The following is a 16299-nucleotide window of genomic DNA, read 5'->3' as shown; positions in this document are numbered from 1 at the left end:
CATTCGCCCTCAGTCCAGCGACTTGCGCGTCACGGCGCGCGCCACGCCCAGCAGCAGTACGGCATAGGCGATCAGGATGCCCCCATTGCGCAGCACCAGCGGCCACACGTCGCCGGCCAGGAACAGCGTGCGGATCAGCTCCATGAAGTAGGTGGCCGGCAGCACCTGCCCGACCACGCGCACGGCGGTGGGCACGTTGCGCAGGTCGAACAGGAAACCCGAGAGCATCAGCGAAGGCAGGAAGCTCGCCAGCAGCGCGACCTGGCTGGCCAGGAACTGGTTGCGCGTGGCAGCGGAGATCAACAGGCCGATGCCCACCGCCACCAGCATGTAGAGCATGGCGCACAGCACCAGCAGCGCGAGCGAGCCGACCATCGGCACCTCGAACAGGAAGCGCGCCGCCAGAAGGCACAGGGCCAGGCCCACCATGCCGATGCCGAAGTAGGGAATGATCTTGGCCAGCAGGATCTCCACCGGCCGCACCGGCGTGACGAACAGCGCCTCCAGCGTGCCGCGCTCCCATTCGCGCGCCATCACCAGCGCGGTGAGGAAGGCGCCGACCAGGGTCATGATCAGCACGATCAGGCCCGGCACCAGGTACCAGGTGCTGGTGTTGGCGCTGTTGAACCACAGGCGCTGCTCGATGGCCACTGCGCCGATGGCCGGCGCATTCTGCCCGCGGTCAGCCTGGCGCAGTGCGTTCTGCTGCAGGGCCGCGGTGGCATAGCGCAGCACGATGCTGGCCCGGCCCGCATCGGCGCCGTGCACGATGACCTGGATGCGGCCGTCGCCGGACGCGAGGCGGCGCGAGAAGTCGTTCGGCACGCGCACGATGCCGTCGACGCGCCGATCGCGCATCAACTGCTCGGCCTCGTGCATCGAGCCCAGCATGACGGGCGAGATGTAGGGCGTGAGCTGCAGGCCGGCCACCGCGTCCATCGCGGTGGGCGAGGCATCCTCCATCACCACCGCCATCGGCGCGTTCTTCACGTCGAGCGAAAGCCCGAAGCCGAAGATCAGGATCAGGATGATGGGCAGCAGGACGCCGATGGCGATGCTGCTCGGGTCGCGCAGCAATTGACGTGTTTCCTTGCGGGTGAGCGCGCCCAGGCGGCGACCGAATCCACTGCTCATGTCCGTGCCCTTTCCTCGCGCGCCTGCGTCACGATCCCGATGAATGCCTGCTCCATGTCCGGCGCGCTGCCCGCCTGCACGCGCACCTGCTGCGGCGTGCCCAGGGCCAGCAGCTGCCCGGCGTCCTGGATCACGATGCGGTCGCAGTACTCGGCCTCTTCCATGAAGTGGGTGGTGATGATGATCGTCACGCCGGCCTCGGCCAGCGCGGTGATGCGGCGCCAGAACTCCCGCCGCGCCAGCGGGTCGGTGCCGCTGGTGGGCTCGTCGAGGAACAGGATCTCGGGCTCGTGCAGCAGGCCGGTGGCCATGGCCAGCCGCTGCTTGAAGCCGCCGGGCAGCTGGCCGCTGGTGGCGCCCTCCTGCCCCTGGAGCTCGAACTGGTCGAGCACGGCCTGCATGCGCTCGCGCAGGCGCGCACCGCGCAGGCCATAGGCGCCGCCGAAGAACTCGAGGTTCTCCGCCACGGTGAGGTTGCCGTAGAGCGCGAACTTCTGCGAAACGTAGCCCACCCGCGAGCGGGCCTGCGCGCGCGCATGGCGCAGGTTGACGCCCGCCACCTGCAGGAAGCCGCTGCTGGCGGGCAGCAGGCCGCACAGCATGCGGAAGGTCGTGGTCTTGCCGGCGCCGTTGGGGCCGAGCAGGCCGAAGATCTCGCCGCGGCGCACGCTGAAGCTGGTGCTGGCCACGGCGGTGAAGTCGCCGAACTTGCGCACCAGGTCCTTGACCTCGATCACCACCTCGCCCGGCGCGCCAGGGGCCGCGGCGACCGGCGAGGACTGCGGCGCCGCCATCGCCGGCTGCGGATGCTTCGAGCGCAGCAGCACCATGAAGCCATCCTCCAGCCGCGCCGGCACCGTCTCGACCGGCATGCCATCGAACAGCGCGGCGAGCGCCGCCTCGTCGGCATCCGGCCGGCGGATGAAGCGCACGTCGCCGCCTTGCGGAACGGCGTCGATGATGGAGGCGGGCGCATCGAGCAGCCGGGCCTGCAGGGTGCGCGCGGCCATGCCCGGGGGCGGCTTCGCGATGTGGCACAGGCCCTGCGCGTTGTCGCGGATGGCCTGCGGCGCGCCCTCCGCGATGAGTCGCCCCTCGTGCATCACGAAGACCTGGGCGCAGCGCTCGGCCTCGTCGAGGTAGGCGGTGCTGACGATCACGCTGAGCCGCTCGTCGTCGACCAGCTGCTGCACGATCTGCCACAGCTCCCGTCGCGAGAGCGGGTCCACGCCCACCGTGGGCTCGTCCAGCAGCAGCAGCTGCGGCGAACGCACCAGCGTGCAGGCCAGGCCGAGCTTCTGCTTCATGCCGCCGGAAAGCTTGCCGGCCGGCCGGGCGGTGAAGCGGCCGAGGTCGGTCATCTCCATCAGCCGGGCATAGCGCGCCTGGCGCAGGTCCTTGGCCACGCCGTGCAGGTCGGCGTAGAGATCGAGGTTCTCCTGCACGCTCAGATCCTCGTAGAGGCCGAAGCGCTGCGGCATGTAGCTGATGCGGTCCTGCACCGCCTGCGGATCGGCCGCGACGTCGATGCCCAGCACCTGCAGCGTGCCGCTGTCCGCGCGCATCAGGCCGGCAGCGAGGCGCAGCAGCGTGGTCTTGCCCGAGCCGTCGGGGCCGACCAGGGCGCTGAGCCTGCCGGCGGGAATGCGCAGCGAGACGTCGGCCACCGCCTGCACGCTGCGCTTGGCGCCCTTGGGCATGAAGCCCTTGTGCAGGCCCTCGCCCACCAGCGCGGGCATGGCGGCGTCCATCAGCGTCCGCCCGCGGCCTGCGCCGATTGGCCGTTCAACGAGAGGCGCACGGTGACCGGCATGCCCAGGCGCAGGCGGTCTTCCTTGTCGTCGGCCAGCACGCGGATCTCGTAGACCAGGCTGCTGCGCAGTTCCTCGGTCTGCACGGTCTTGGGCGTGAACTCGGCCACCGAGGAGATGTAGCCCACCTTGCCGGACAGGGGCTGGCCGGGATGGCTGTCGGTGCCGAGGGTGGCGGCCATGCCGGGCCGGATGCGGCCGAGGTCGGCCTCGGCCACATAGGCCCGCACCCACTTGGGGTCCGTGATGGCGAGGGTGTAGACCGGGCGCTGCGGCGAAGCCATGTCGCCGGGCTCCATCAGGCGCGCGCGCACCACGGCGTCGATCGGCGACTGCAGCGTGGCCTCCTCCACCTGGCGGTTCAGCACCGCGAGCTCGGCGCGGGCGACCTCGAGCTGGGCCTGGGCCTGCGCGATGTCTTCCTTGCGCGGGCCGGTCACCACCAGCTGCTGCGCCTTGCGCACATTCTCCAGCTGGGCCAGCGCGACCTTGCGGCGGGCCTCGGCGCTGTCGAGGTCCTGCTGGCTGACCGCGCGACCGGCGGTGGTCTGGCGGATGCCCTGCAGACGGTCGAGCTGCTGGCGGGCGAGCTCGGCATCGGCCTGCGCGGCGGCCACGCCGGCGTGGGCCTGGGCGATCTCCTCCGGGCGGCTGCCGGTCTTCAGGCGCTGCAGGGCCTGCTCCTGCACGGCGATCTGGGCCCTGGATTGCGCGACGCGCAGCTTCAGCGTGCGCGTGTCGAGCTCGCCCAGCACCTGGCCGGCCTTGACGCGGTCGCCCTCCTGGACGTCGAGCCTGCCGATGCGCTCGCTGCCGTTGAAGGCGAGCGAGACCTGGCGCTGGTCGACGTTGCCGTACAGGACGAGCGTCGAGGCGTCCGCGGGCTTGCGGGTGAAGTACCAGGCGCCGGCGGCGAGGGCCGCGACCAGGAGGATGCCGCCGAGGACGAGGGGTTTCTTGTTCATGGGCTGGGGGCGAGGGCTCGCCGTTGAGTCGTCGATGAAGTAGACTGGATCTTAGCGAATTTGAATTCAAATTCAAACTAAACCCGAGTATTTCGCAGTCCCATGCCCATTGCCCCCCGAAAGAAAGCCCCCGCCTCCGTGGCCGTACGCGCCTCGCGTCCCGACGGCACTGCCACCCGCGCGCTGCTGCTCGAGACCGCCGGCCAGGTGTTCGCTGAACGCGGCTACGCGGATGCCACGAGCAAGGAGATCTGCGAGCGCGCGGGCACGCCGATGGCCTCGGTCAACTACCACTTCGGCAGCCGCGAGGGGCTGTACGAGGAGGTGCTGATCGAGGCGCACCGCCAGATCGTGAGTGTGGAGGAGCTGGAGGAGATGACGCGGGCCATCGGCGATCCGCGCGAGAAGCTGCGCGCCCTGCTCCAGCACCTGCTCGCGCCGTCGAGCCGCGAGGGCAGCCCATGGGGGTTCCGCGTCGTGCTGCGGGAGGTGATGTCACCGGGGCCGCTGGCGCCGGCGCTGGTGGAGAAGGCGGTGCGGCCGAAGGCGAAGCTGCTGCTCGGGTTGATCGCGCAGATCCTGGGACTGCCGCCCGACCATCCCGCCGTGCAGCGCGGGCTGGTGTTCTCGGTGCTGCCGTGCATCGTGATGCTGGTGGCGCCGAAGGAGATTCCCAGCAAGGTGCTGCCGGCCATGGCGGCCGACAGCGGCGCGGTGTTCGAGGACCTGATGCGCTACGTGTTCGCAGGACTGGAGGCGCTGGGCAAGGCGCACAAGCCGCCCAAGCGCAAGGCCGCGGCCTGAACGGAACTCAAACCATCCTCTCGGGCAGCACGTCCAGCGCCCGCAGCTTCGCGATCTCTTCCTCGCCGTAGCCGTGCGCTGCCAGGATGTCCGCCGCATGCTGCCCGAAGCCCGGCGAGGCGAAGGCCTGCGGCCCCGGCGTGCGGCCGAACTTCACCGGCTTGTCGAAGCCGCGGTAGCCACCCACGCCCTCGTGGCTGAAGTGGCTGACCATGCCTTCCGCCAGCACCTGCTCGTGCACGAACATGTCTTCCACCGCCCGCGCTGCCGCGCAGGGCACGGCCTCGCCGAAGATGTCCTCCCATTCGAGCGCACTGTGCTTCAGCAGCGCCTGGCGCAGCAGCGGCACGATCTCGGCGGCGTGCTGGGCGCGCTTGCGCACGGTGTCGTAGCGCGCGTCGGTGGCCAGTGCCTGCAGGCCGGTGCGTTCGCACAGCGCGGCCCAGAAATGCGCCGTGTTGGCCGACAGGTACAGATGGCCCTCCCGCGTGGGATGCAGCCCCGTCACGCCGCCCGAGCGCATGTCGCGCCCCACCTCGCGGCCTTCGCCGTCGGCCCACACCAGGCGCGCCGACTGCATGGCCAGCGCGCTGCGCAGCAGCGAGACGCCCACGTACTGCCCGCGCCCGCTGCGCGCGCGCTCCACCAGCGCAGCGCTCACGCCCATCGCCAGCATCGAGGCCGCGTAGTAGTCGACCACCGAGCCGTAGACGATTTCCGGCGGCCCGCCGGCCCTGCCCTGCATCGCGCAGATGCCGGTCATGCTCTGCAGCACCTGGTCGTAGCCGGCCTTGTCCTTCAGCGGCCCCTCTTCGCCGTAGCCGGTGACGGCGCAGTAGACGAGCGCCGGGTAGCGCTCCTGCAACTGCCCGTAGGCGATGCCCAGGCGCGGCGGCACCGCGGGCCTGAAGTTGTGCACCAGCACGTCGGCCTCGGCCAGCAGCCGGTGCAGCACCTCCAGCCCCTCCGGCTTCTTGAGGTCCAGCGCCAGGCCCTTCTTGTTGCGGTTGACGCCGAGGAAGGCGCGGCTCTCGGCCTCCAGCGTCGACGGGTACTTGCGCAGGTTGTCGCCGCCGGGCGGCTCGACCTTGACCACCTCGGCACCCATGTCGGCCAGCAGCGTGCAGCCGTAGGGCCCCGCGATGTAGGCGCTGAGGTCCAGCACCCGGATGCCCGACAGCGGCCCGCGCGGCGCCTCTTCTGCCTCTTCTCCCTGGTTCGCGCTCGTCATCTGCATGTCCTCCTGCTCACTGGGGCGCAATGCGCGCATTCTTCGCCGCCTGGCCCCACTTGCCGATCTCGGCGGCGATGAAGCGCCCGAAATGCTCGCGCGTGTCGGCCGCGGGCGTGAAGGACAACGTCTTCAGCCGCTCCTGCATCTCCGGCGTCGCCAAGGCACGGTGCACGGCCTGGTTGAGCTTGTCCAGCACCGCGTCCGGCGTCTTCGCCGGCGCCGCCAGGCCGATCCAGCCCACCGCCTCGAAGCCCTTGAGCCCCTGCTCCGCCAGCGTCGGCGCCTCGGGCAGCAGCGGCGTGCGCTGCGCCGAGCCGACGCCGATCACCTTCAGCTTGCCGGCGCGCACCTGCGGCAGCACCGCCGGCAGCGCGTCGAACATGAACTGGACCTGCCCGCCGATCAACTGGGGCTGCGCCTCGGCCGCGCCCTTGAAGGGCACGTGCACCGCCTGCAGGCCGGCCTGGTGCAGGAACATCTCGGTCGCCAGGTGCGAGGTCGAGCCGTTGCCGGCCGAGGCATAGCTCATCGAGCCGCCCTTGGCCTTGGCGATGAACTGCGGCAGGGTGTCGAAGGGCGCGTCGCGGCTGGCCACCAGCGTCTGGATCACCAGGCCCACGTTGGACACCGGCGCGAAGTCGCGCACCGGGTCGTAGGGCAGCTTCGCGTACAGGGCCGGCGCGGCGGCGAAGCCGGCGCTGGTCGCCATCAGCAGCGTGTAGCCGTCCGGCGCGGCCTTGGCCACGAAGTCGGTGCCGATGGTGGTGCCGGCACCGGCCTTGTTCTCCACCACGAAGGGCTGGCCGAGCGAGCGCGAGAGCTGCTCGGCCACCAGGCGCGCGAGGATGTCGGTGGCCTGGCCGGCGGCGATGGGCACGATCAGGCGCACGGGGCGGCTCGGGTAGTCGGCCTGCGCGTGCGCGCGCGGCGCCATCGACAGCAGCGCGGCGCACAGGGGAAGGACAAGAAGGCTCGGAAGGCGTCGGATGAAAGGCATGGCGTATGGGAGGAGTTCCGGGGTTGTCAGGCAAAGCCGTAGAGGCGGGCCGGGTTGTGCACGAGGATGGCGTCGCGCGTGGCGGCATCGGGGACCCAGTCGCCCAGCAGGTCGAGCAGCGCGGCGTCGTCGGGCTTGTCGAGGGGCTCGGTGGCATGAGGCCAGTCGCTGCCCCACACCAGGCGCTGCGGCGCGATGCGCACCAGGGTGCGCGCCACCTCCACCGTGTCGGCGTAGGCCGGTGGACCGCTGCGCGTGTTGAGGTACGCGCCGCTGAGCTTGACCCAGGCGCGCTCCCGCTCGAGCAGCTCGCGCACGAGGGCGAAGGCCGCCTCCTGGTGCTCACCGCCCAGCGGCAGCCGCGCGAGGTGGTCGAAGACGATCGGGCAAGGCAGCTGCCGCAGCAGCGCCGCATGCTGCGCGATCTGCGCGGCCTGGAAGTGCAGCTGCAGGTGCCAGCCCAGCGGCGCGATGCGCTCGGCCAGCGGCATCAGCATCTCGAAGCGCGTGGGCGCGCCGGCGGCCGCGTGCAGCGTGAGCCGCAGGCCGCGGATGCCGCCGGCGTCCAGTTGGCGCAGCATGGCCTCGTCGGCCTCGGGCGTGAGCACGGCGATGCCGCGGGTGCGCCCTGCGCCCAGCTGCGCGATGGCATCCAGGGTCGCGCTGTTGTCGGTGCCGTAGGCGCGCGGCTGCACCACCACCGCGCGCCGCGTGCCCAGGCGCTGCTGGATGCGGCGGTAGTCGGCGGCCGTGGCCTGCGCGGGCGTGGCCGTCAGCTTCTCGCCGGGCGCCTCCGCGAAGCGCGGATCGAACACGTGGATGTGCGCGTCGCAGGCGTCATGAGGCACCGGCATGCTCGGCGGTGCGCTGCCGGCGGAATTGGGGAAGACGGTGTCCATCATTCGGTCGAGATGCCGGCGTCCTTCGCCACCTTCTGCCAGTACGGGATCTCGCGCTGGATCTGCGCCGCGAACTGCGCCGGCGTGAGGCCCGCGGGTTCGGCGCCCTCGCGGAGCAGGAAGGCCTTCATCTCCTGGCTCTCGACGATCTTGTTGATCTCGGTGTTGAGCCGCTGCACCACCGCCGCCGGCGTGCCGGCAGGCGCGAGCATGCCCCACCAGATGCTGAAGCTGTAGCCGGGAATGGCCTGGGCCATGGGCACCAGCTCCGGCGCGACGGCCGAGGGCTTGGCGCTGGTGACGCCGACCGCGCGCGCCTTGCCCGAGCGCAGCGCCGGCTGCAGCGAGGGGCCGCTCGCGATCAGCACGTCGACGTTGCCGCCCATCAGGTCGGTGGTGGCGGGCGCCATGCCGCGGTAGGGAATGTGGGTGATGAAGACGCCCGCGCTGGACTTCAGCAGTTCGGTGGCGAACTGGTTGGTGCTGCCCGGCCCCGAGGAGGCGTAGTTGAGCTTGCCCGGCCGCTGCTTGGCCAGCGCCACCAGCTCGGCCGGCGTCTTCACCGGCAGGTCGGCGCGCACTGCGACCACGAAGGGCCCCTGCGCCATCATCGCCACCGGCGCGAAGCTCTTGACCGGATCGAAGGGCAGGCGCGGCTGCACCGCGGCATTGGTGACGAAGCTGGAGGACACCGCGACCAGCGTGTAGCCGTCCGCCGGCGCCTTGGCGACGATGCCGGTGCCCAGGGTGCCGCCGGCGCCGGGCTTGTTGTCGATCAGCACCGGCTGGCCCAGCGCTTCCGACAGGCGCCGGCCCACGGCGCGGGCGAACACGTCGTTGGAACCGCCGGCCGGATAGGGCACGACGATGGTCACCGGGCGCGAGGGCCAGGCCTCCTGGGCCAGGGCATGGCCGCAGGTCAGGGCGGCAGCCACCGCAGCCAGGGCCGCGAGGCCGCGGCGTCGCGTGGAAGAAGAAAGGGAAAGTCCGGTCAATCGCATGTCGTCTCCGTTTTGCTCGTGGTGTTGAAGTCGGTCCTCAGGCGTCGGGCAGCAAGCCGAGCCGGCGCGCGTCCGCCAGCACGGCCTCGGCGCCGCGCACGAAGGGGCCGTCGACCATGCGGCCGTCGACCATGTAAGCCCCGACGCCGCGCGCCTGTGCCTCGCGCGCCGCCTCGACGATGCGCAGCGCGCGCTCGATCTCGGCCTGCGGCGGGCGGAACACCTGGTGCGCCAGCGCGACCTGGCTGGGATGGATGCAGCTCTTGCCCAGGTAGCCCAGGCGCCGCGCCATGTCGGCCTCGGCCAGGTAGCCCTCGGCATCCTTCACGTCGGCGAAGGCGGCGTCGTAGGCGAACACGCCGGCTTCCCCTGCCGCCATGCGCATCGCGAACATCGCGGCATGCACGTTGGCGGCGTCGCGGCGGGCGATGCCCAGCGGCTCGAACAGGTCGCCGAAGCCGAGCTGCAGGCCGGCGACGCGCGCATGCGCGCCGGCCATCGCCGCGGCCTCGCGCAGGCCGCGCGGGGATTCGATGTTGAGCAGCAGCCGCACCGGCTGGCGCACGCCGTTCGCGCGCTCGGCCGCCTCCAGCGCGGCAGCGGCGGCGCGCACCTGATCGGCCGATTCGGCCTTGGGCAGGTTCACGAGGTGCACGCCCTGGCGCACGACGGCCGCGACGTCGGCCTCGAAATGCGGCGTGTCGATCGCGTTGACGCGCACGATCAGCGTCTTGCCCGAGGCCTGCGCCTCGGGCAAGCACAGCAGCGCGCGGACCCACTCGCGCGCCTCGGCCTTGCGCGCCTCGGCCACCGCGTCCTCGAGGTCGAAGGACAGGGCATCGGCCGGGCCGGACAGCGCCTTGGGGAACAGCTCCGGGCGCGAGCCGGGAACGAAGAGCTTGCTGCGCATCATGTCTCCAGAAGAATCTCCGGAGTCTGAGCGCTTGCATCAAAAAGAAAAACCGCTTGGTGCTATTTTTAGAATGTAGTTTTTCTTTATCGTCGCAAGCGCCCATGAACACCGACTTCCTCAGGAGCTTCGTTGCCGTGGTTGCGCACGGCTCCATGGCCGAGGCCGCGCGCCGGCTCAACCTCACGCCGGCGGCCGTCGGCCAGCAGGTGCGGGCACTGGAGCGCGAGATGGGTACGGCGCTGGTGCGGCGCACCGGCCGCACCGTCACGCCCACCGAGGCCGGCGACCGCATCGTCGAGCGCGCCCGCGAGCTGCTGGGCCAGGTGGCCGACCTGCGCTCGCTCGCCAACGACGCGACGCTGTCGGGCGACCTGCGCCTGGGCGCCGGCACCAATGCGCTGCTGGGCATGGTGCCGGACATCCTGGCCGGGCTGGTGAAGCGCTATCCCGCGGTCAATGTGTTCGTGCAGCCCGGCTATTCCGTGGACATGCACCCCGCGGTGCAGCGCGGCGAGCTGGATGCTGCCATCGTGCTGGAGTCGCCCGTGGCCCTGCCCAAGGCGCTGGGCTGGCAGCTGCTGCGCGAGGAGCCGCTGGTGGTGCTGGCACCGGCGAAGTGGGCCCATGCCGATCCGCACGCGCTGCTGTCGACCCAGCCGCTGATCCGCTACGACCGCACGCAATGGGGAGGCCGCCAGGCCGAGCAGTACCTGCGCAAGGCCGGCATCAAGCCGCGCGAGCGCTTCGAGCTCAATGCGCTGGGCGCGATCGCGGTGATGGTTGACCGGGGCCTGGGCGTCTCGCTGGTGCCGGACTGGACCCGGCCCTGGCCCGAAGGCCTGCGCCTCGCGCGCATTCCGCTGCCCCTGCCCTTCGAGCCGCGGCGCATCGGGCTGATCTGGTCGCGGGCCTCGCTCAGACTGCGGCTGGTGGAGGCGGTGCGGGAGGAAGCGATGGCGCTGTTCCCGATGACCGCCGGGCGGAAAAAGCGCGGGGGGCGCTAGGGCCCCTCAGCGATCGACGGTCAGGACGGCTCGTCCTCTGCCGGCCAGTCCCGGATGTAGGCCTTGAGCATCTTGTTCTCGAAGTTCTGGCTGTCCACCACGGCCTTGGCCACGTCGTAGAAGCTGATCACGCCCATCAGCATGCGCTTGTCGATCACCGGCATGTAGCGGGCATGGCGCTCCAGCATGATGCGACGCACTTCGTCCAGGTCGGTTTCCTGCGTGCAGGTGACGGGGTGGTCGTCCATGGCCTTGCGCACCAGCGTGCTGCCGACCTGGCCGCCGTTGCCGACGATGGCGACGATCACCTCGCGGAAAGTCAGCATGCCCACGAGGTCGCCGTGCTCCATCACGACCAGCGAGCCGATGTCCTTCTCGGCCATGGTGTTGACCGCCGTGGACAGGGGTTCGTCAGGGGTGACGGTGAAGAGCGCGTTTCCCTTCACGCGCAGGATGTCGCTGACTTTCATCGTGATGCTCCTCTCATGCTCGGTGCTGATGCCGAATTGAATATAGCCCACAATGGCCGCCCATCCTCCGGCCCCTGCGGCGTCGCAGGCATCGCGCGCGTAACGGGGCATTGCAGAAAACGGTTGCTTCGAAAGGTCCCCATGCCCGGTTATTCCGATCCCGGCTTCGACACGCTCGCGCTGCACGCCGGTGCGGCGCCCGACCCCGCCACCGGCGCGCGCGCCGTGCCCATCCACCTGAGCACCTCCTTCGTGTTCGAGTCGAGCGACCATGCGGCCGCGCTCTTCAACCTGGAGCGCGCCGGCCACGTGTACTCGCGCATCAGCAACCCGACCAACGCGGTGCTCGAGCAGCGCGTGGCCGCGCTGGAAGGCGGCATCGGCGCGATCGCGACGGCCAGCGGCCAGGCGGCGCTGCACCTGGCGATCGCCACGCTGATGGGCGCGGGCTCGCACATCGTGGCCAGCACCGCGCTCTACGGCGGCTCGCAGAACCTTTTGCACTACACGCTGCGGCGCTTCGGGATCGACACCACCTTCGTCAAGCCCGGCGACCTGGACGGCTGGCGCGCCGCCATCCGGCCCGAAACGCGGCTGCTGTTCGGCGAGACGGTGGGCAACCCCGGCCTGGACGTGCTCGACATCCCGGCAGTGAGCGAGATCGCCCACGCAGCCGGGGTGCCGCTGCTGGTGGACTCCACCCTCACCTCGCCCTACCTGATCAAGCCCTTCGACTGGGGCGCGGACCTGGTCTACCACTCGGCCACCAAGTTCCTCTCCGGCCACGGCACGGTGATCGGCGGCGTGGTGGTCGACGCGGGCAGCTTCGACTGGGAGCGCTCGGGCAAGTTCGCCGAGCTGACCCAGGCCTACGAGGGCTTCCACAACATGGTGTTCAGCGAAGAGAGCACGGTGGGCGCCTTCCTGCTGCGCGCGCGGCGCGAAGGGCTGCGCGACTTCGGCGCCTCGATGAGCCCGCACACGGCCTGGCTGATCCTGCAGGGCATCGAGACCCTGCCGCTGCGCATGGAGCGCCACATCGACAACACGCAGAAGGTGGTGGAGTTCCTGGCCTCGCATCCCTTCGTGGCGCACGTGGGCCATCCGCTGCTCGAATCGCATCCCAGCCACGCGCTGGCCAACCGGCTGCTGCGCCACGGCGCCAAGGGCGCGGGCGCGGTGTTCAGCTTCGATCTCAAGGGCAACCGGCAGCAGGGCAAGGTGTTCATCGAGACGCTCAAGCTCTTCAGCCACCTGGCCAACGTGGGCGACTGCCGCAGCCTGGTGATCCATCCGGCGAGCACCACGCACTTCCGCATGACGGACGAGGCGCTGGCGGCGGCCGGCATCTCGCAGGGCACGATCCGCCTGTCGATCGGCCTGGAGGATCCGGCGGACCTGATCGATGACCTGAAGCGCGCACTGAAGGCGGCAGAAAAGGCCGCGGAAAAGGCAGGCTCCTGATGGATCTCATCGTCAACGGCCACAAAGCCTACTGCTACACCGGCGGCAAGCCCTTCGATGCCGCGAAGCCGACGGTGGTCTTCATCCACGGCGTGCTCAACGACCACAGCGTGTGGATTCTGCAGAGCCGCTGGTTCGCTCACCACGGCTGGAATGTGCTGGCGGTGGACCTGCCGGGGCACTGCCGCAGCGAAGGCGCGCCGCCCGCCAGCGTGGAGGCGGCCGCGCAGTTCGTGCTGGCGCTGCTCGATGCGGCGGGCGTCCAGAAGGCGGCCCTCGCCGGCCACAGCTTCGGCTCGCTGATCGCGCTGGAGGCCGCGGCGCGCGCGCCCGGGCGCATCACGCACCTGGCGATGGTGGGGACCGCCTACCCGATGACCGTGTCGCCCGCCCTGCTCGATGCATCGCTGAACGACCCGCAGCGCGCCATCGCCATGGTCAACAGCTTCTCGCACTCGATGCTGGCCCCGCCGCCCTCCACGCTGGGGCCGGGCACCTGGCTCTACGGCGGCTCGCGCGCGCTGATGCGCCGCGTGCTGGCGAGCAACCGCGAGGTCAACGTGTTCCACGTCGGCTTCAAGGCCTGCAACGACTACGCCAACGGCGAGGCCGCGATGGCCGCGGTGCAGTGCCCCGTCCTCTTCGTGCTCGGCAACGCCGACCAGATGACGCCACCGCGCGCCACCAAAGCGCTCGCGGCGAAGGCGCGCGATGGGCGGACGGTGCAGGTCACGGCGGGCCATGCGCTGATGAGCGAGGCACCGGACGAGGTGCTGTTCGCGCTGCGGGATTTCTTCAGCGCAGCGCGTTGATGTCGGACATTTCCACCAGCGGCGCGGGCGCGCCGTTGCGGGCCGCGGCCAGCATGGCGCGGCCGATCTGCTCGCTGGTGGTCACGCGATCCGGCGACAGGTGGCGCACCAGGCCGAACACCGGGGTGGCCAGCACGTAGATCCACCGGTACAACGCCGTCTTGGAGCGCACGCCGTTCAAGGGCTGGATGAAGCCGGGGCGGAACATGTAGGCGGCCCTGAAGGGCAGGCGCATCAGCGCGTTCTCGGTCTCGCCCTTGACGCGCGCCCACATGCTGGGGCCGCGCTCGGTGCTGTCGGTGCCGGCGCCGGAGACGTAGACAAAGCACATCTGCGGGTTGAGCCGCACCAGCAGCCGGGCTGCGGCCAGCGTGATGTCGAGGGTCACGCGCCGGTAGTCCGGCTCGCTCATGCCGACGGAGGACACGCCGAGGCAGAAGAAGCAGGCGTCGTAGCCCGCCAACCGGTCCTCGACCGCGCCGTAGTCGAGCATGTCCGGCACCACGAGCTCCTCGAGCTTCGGATGCACCTGGCCGGTCGTCCGGCGGCCGACGCTCAGCACCTTCGTGACGCCGGGATCGAGCAGGCACTCGCGCAGCACGCCCTGGCCCACCATGCCGGTCGCGCCGAAAAGCAGGACCTTCATGGGGCGTTCGTCAGTGGGTGATCTCGAAGCTGCCCGGATCGCGCGCCAGCGCGGCGATCAGGGTGCGGACTTCCGGCGCCGGCGCCTGGGCCTGTTGCAGGGCGCCGAGCATGCGGGCCAGCGTCTCGGCGTGCGGCAGCAGCGGGCCGAGGAAGCGGGTGCCGGATTCGCCGGCCACCAGCAGCGTGGGGAAGGTCTCGACGTCGAAGTCGTCCGCCAGCTCGGCATGGTCCTCGATGTCGACCCAGGCGAAGCGGAAGCGCGGATGGGACCGCGCCACCTGCTCGAACAGCGGCCGGTACTCGCGGCAGCTGCCGCACCATTCGGCGCAGAGGCAGACCACCCACAAGGTGTCGTCGGCGGCATCCAGGGTCGCGGGGGAGACGGAATCGTTCAAGGCTGAATGAATGAGGTTGGAGCGAAGCGAAAGGCCCCGCCATTATCGATACGGCAGCAAATCCTGCAGCAGCAGCGAGCGCAAGGGGCCTTTCTGCCACAGGTTATCGAGCGGCGGCGCCTGCGGCAGCAGCAGTTCCCTGAGCAGGGGCTCCAGCGGGGTGCGGGCCGGGTCGGCCAGCAGCACGTAGCGCGGGTCCTCGTCGACGGGCTCCTCGGCCAGCGGCCCGACCCAGTCGAGCGCCACCAGTGTCTCCAGCACCGGCGCGAGCTGCAGCACGTCGACCCGCATTCGCGCGACCAGGTCGGCCGCGCCCAGGCCCTTGACCTGCGAATCCCGCGCCTGCGCCAGGTGCTGCAGCACCTCCACCGCCAGCTGCAGCGGCCAGCCGGCCATGCCGCCGCGCCGCGCCACCCCGGTCAGCAGGCTGGGCAGGTAGGCGGCGATCACCGCGCCCAGCAGCACGATCACCCACGCCACGTAGATCCACACGAGCAGGATCGGCACGGTGGCGAAGGCGCCGTAGAGCACCGAATAGGTCGGCACCAGGCTCAGGTAGTAGCCCAGCACCCGCTTGGCGACCTCGATCGCCGCCGCCACGAAGACGCCGCCGGCCCAGGCATGGGCCCATTTGACGTTCGTGTTGGGCACGTAGTGGTAGAGCGAGGCCATGCCGCCGGCCAGCAGCACGAACTCGAAGGCGTCGAACACCAGCTTGAGCATGCCGCGCCCGACCCACTCCCGCGAGACGGAGAACACGTAGGCGGTGGTGCTCAGGCTCAGGGCCAGCACCAGCGGCCCCAGCGTGAGGGCGGCCCAGTAGATCAGCACCCGCTGCGCGAAGGGCCGCGGCGTGCGCACCCGCCAGATGTTGTTGAGCGTCTTGTCGATGGTGAGGATCAGCGCGATGGCCGTGACCAGCAGCACCACCAGGCCGGCCACGCCCAGTTCGCTGGCCTTGCTGGCGAACTGGTTGAGGTAGCCCAGCACCTGGCGCGCGATGTTGTCGGGGATCAGGCTCTCGATCAGCCAGCGCTGCACGCGCCCCTGCATGGCGGCGAACATGGGGAACACCGTGAACAGCGCCAGCGCCACGGTGAAGAAGGGCACCATCGCGATGGTGGTGGTGAAGGTGAGGCTGCTGGCGGTGAGGCCGAGGCGGTCCTCGCGGAAGCGCTCGCCCAGCACCGCCGCCGTATTGCCCCAGGGAAAATGCGAAAGATCCCTCCAGAGTTGCCGGCGATTCATGGCGGCTATCATGCCATCGGGTCATCTGCCAGCCCGGCGCCGACCGCCCCGACTCCGCCGCCGTGAAAGCTCCCGCCGCTCCCCCTTCCGTCTCCGCCACCCGTTGGCTCGCCGCCGGCAGCCTGCTCGGGCTGATCGCGCTGGGCCTGGCCTGGGAACTGTGGCTGGCGCCGCTGCGCCCGGGCGGCTCCTGGCTGGCGCTCAAGGTGCTGCCGCTCGCCATCCCCTTGGCGGGGATCCTGAAGAACCGCATGTACACCTACCGCTGGGTCAGCCTGCTGGTCTGGCTCTATTTCACCGAGGGCGTGGTGCGCGCCTGGAGCGACGTGGACGGCACGAGCCGGGTGCTCGCGCTGGCCGAGGTCCTGCTGTGCCTCGTGCTCTTCGCCGCCTGCGCCTGGCATGTGCGCCTTCGCCTTCGGCACGCCAAGTCCCACAGCCTGGAAGGAGCCGCGCCATGAGCGTCGCACGGCCGCCCGAAGGCGCTCGCACCGCAGCCG

Annotated in this window: 17 protein-coding genes; 5 read left to right on the top strand and 12 right to left on the bottom strand. The window is 70.7% G+C overall.

The window, feature by feature from the left end:
* Nucleotides 1–9: 9 nt before the first annotated feature.
* The 3 genes from A8M77_RS02690 to A8M77_RS02680 are packed head-to-tail and all read right to left on the bottom strand — an operon-like array spanning nucleotide 10 to nucleotide 3910.
* Complete coding sequence (locus A8M77_RS02690; protein WP_086920006.1) at nucleotides 10–1134, bottom strand: ABC transporter permease; 1125 nt, start codon at nucleotides 1132–1134, stop codon at nucleotides 10–12.
* Entirely contained in the window at nucleotides 1131–2885 is a 1755-nt protein-coding gene (locus A8M77_RS02685) for an ATP-binding cassette domain-containing protein (protein ID WP_086920005.1), read from the bottom strand. The genes A8M77_RS02690 and A8M77_RS02685 overlap by 4 nt, the downstream gene beginning before the upstream one ends.
* Nucleotides 2885–3910: an HlyD family efflux transporter periplasmic adaptor subunit gene (locus A8M77_RS02680; RefSeq protein ID WP_086920004.1), complete on the bottom strand. Its 1026-nt coding sequence runs from the start codon at nucleotides 3908–3910 to the stop codon at nucleotides 2885–2887. Before A8M77_RS02680 ends, A8M77_RS02685 begins: the two co-directional genes overlap by 1 nt.
* Nucleotides 3911–4048: 138 nt before the next feature.
* Between A8M77_RS02680 and A8M77_RS02675 the strand changes: the two genes are divergently transcribed.
* Nucleotides 4049–4714 (top strand): TetR/AcrR family transcriptional regulator, encoded by a 666-nt coding sequence (locus tag A8M77_RS02675; protein WP_238136685.1) that lies wholly within the window; start codon nucleotides 4049–4051, stop codon nucleotides 4712–4714.
* Between the two features lie 7 nt (nucleotides 4715–4721).
* Here the strand turns inward: A8M77_RS02675 and A8M77_RS02670 are convergent, their stop codons facing one another.
* From A8M77_RS02670 to A8M77_RS02650, 5 genes are read right to left on the bottom strand one after another with little or no spacing between them, the layout of a single operon-like run.
* On the bottom strand, nucleotides 4722–5945 hold the full coding sequence (locus A8M77_RS02670) for a CaiB/BaiF CoA transferase family protein (protein ID WP_086920200.1): 1224 nt from the start codon (nucleotides 5943–5945) through the stop codon (nucleotides 4722–4724).
* A gap of 16 nt (nucleotides 5946–5961) precedes the next feature.
* Nucleotides 5962–6945, bottom strand: coding sequence for a Bug family tripartite tricarboxylate transporter substrate binding protein (locus A8M77_RS02665; RefSeq protein ID WP_086920002.1), 984 nt, complete (start codon nucleotides 6943–6945; stop codon nucleotides 5962–5964).
* A gap of 26 nt (nucleotides 6946–6971) precedes the next feature.
* A complete protein-coding gene (locus A8M77_RS02660) occupies nucleotides 6972–7844 on the bottom strand; it encodes an amidohydrolase family protein (RefSeq protein ID WP_086920001.1) in 873 nt (290 codons plus the stop codon).
* Complete coding sequence (locus tag A8M77_RS02655; RefSeq protein WP_086920000.1) at nucleotides 7844–8845, bottom strand: tripartite tricarboxylate transporter substrate binding protein; 1002 nt, start codon at nucleotides 8843–8845, stop codon at nucleotides 7844–7846. The genes A8M77_RS02660 and A8M77_RS02655 overlap by 1 nt, the downstream gene beginning before the upstream one ends.
* 37 nt (nucleotides 8846–8882) lie before the next feature.
* Nucleotides 8883–9755 carry an HpcH/HpaI aldolase/citrate lyase family protein gene (locus A8M77_RS02650; RefSeq protein WP_086920199.1) on the bottom strand — a complete coding sequence of 291 codons (873 nt, stop codon included), beginning with the start codon at nucleotides 9753–9755 and terminating at the stop codon, nucleotides 8883–8885.
* A gap of 104 nt (nucleotides 9756–9859) precedes the next feature.
* On the opposite strand from A8M77_RS02650, the gene A8M77_RS02645 reads away from it, so the two are divergent.
* A complete protein-coding gene (locus tag A8M77_RS02645; protein WP_086919999.1) occupies nucleotides 9860–10762 on the top strand; it encodes a LysR family transcriptional regulator in 903 nt (300 codons plus the stop codon).
* Nucleotides 10763–10782: 20 nt separating this feature from the next.
* On the opposite strand, the gene A8M77_RS02640 is transcribed toward A8M77_RS02645, so the two are convergent.
* Nucleotides 10783–11232 carry a CBS domain-containing protein gene (locus tag A8M77_RS02640; RefSeq protein WP_086919998.1) on the bottom strand — a complete coding sequence of 150 codons (450 nt, stop codon included), beginning with the start codon at nucleotides 11230–11232 and terminating at the stop codon, nucleotides 10783–10785.
* Nucleotides 11233–11373: 141 nt separating this feature from the next.
* On the opposite strand from A8M77_RS02640, the gene A8M77_RS02635 reads away from it, so the two are divergent.
* Both A8M77_RS02635 and A8M77_RS02630 read left to right on the top strand, forming a co-directional pair.
* Nucleotides 11374–12696, top strand: a complete 1323-nt coding sequence (locus tag A8M77_RS02635) for an O-acetylhomoserine aminocarboxypropyltransferase (RefSeq protein WP_086919997.1) — start codon at nucleotides 11374–11376, stop codon at nucleotides 12694–12696.
* Nucleotides 12696–13508, top strand: a complete 813-nt coding sequence (locus A8M77_RS02630) for an alpha/beta fold hydrolase (protein ID WP_086919996.1) — start codon at nucleotides 12696–12698, stop codon at nucleotides 13506–13508. Before A8M77_RS02635 ends, A8M77_RS02630 begins: the two co-directional genes overlap by 1 nt.
* Here the strand turns inward: A8M77_RS02630 and A8M77_RS02625 are convergent.
* From A8M77_RS02625 to A8M77_RS02615, 3 genes are read right to left on the bottom strand one after another with little or no spacing between them, the layout of a single operon-like run.
* Nucleotides 13492–14154, bottom strand: coding sequence for an NAD-dependent epimerase/dehydratase family protein (locus A8M77_RS02625; protein ID WP_086919995.1), 663 nt, complete (start codon nucleotides 14152–14154; stop codon nucleotides 13492–13494). The genes A8M77_RS02630 and A8M77_RS02625 overlap by 17 nt on opposite strands.
* 10 nt (nucleotides 14155–14164) lie before the next feature.
* Nucleotides 14165–14551 (bottom strand): thioredoxin family protein, encoded by a 387-nt coding sequence (locus A8M77_RS02620; protein WP_086919994.1) that lies wholly within the window; start codon nucleotides 14549–14551, stop codon nucleotides 14165–14167.
* 42 nt (nucleotides 14552–14593) lie between these two features.
* A complete protein-coding gene (locus tag A8M77_RS02615; protein ID WP_086919993.1) occupies nucleotides 14594–15811 on the bottom strand; it encodes a YihY family inner membrane protein in 1218 nt (405 codons plus the stop codon).
* Between the two features lie 50 nt (nucleotides 15812–15861).
* Here A8M77_RS02615 and A8M77_RS02610 point away from each other — a divergent pair, with 50 nt between their 5' ends.
* Nucleotides 15862–16260, top strand: coding sequence for a DUF2069 domain-containing protein (locus A8M77_RS02610; RefSeq protein ID WP_086919992.1), 399 nt, complete (start codon nucleotides 15862–15864; stop codon nucleotides 16258–16260).
* Nucleotides 16261–16299: the final 39 nt, after the last annotated feature.

Origin of the sequence: Variovorax sp. JS1663 (assembly GCF_002157355.1) — a bacterium.
Lineage (GTDB): Bacteria > Pseudomonadota > Gammaproteobacteria > Burkholderiales > Burkholderiaceae_C > Variovorax.
The sequence above is the reverse complement of the archived record's forward strand: the minus strand, read 5'-3'. Positions and strand labels throughout refer to the sequence as shown.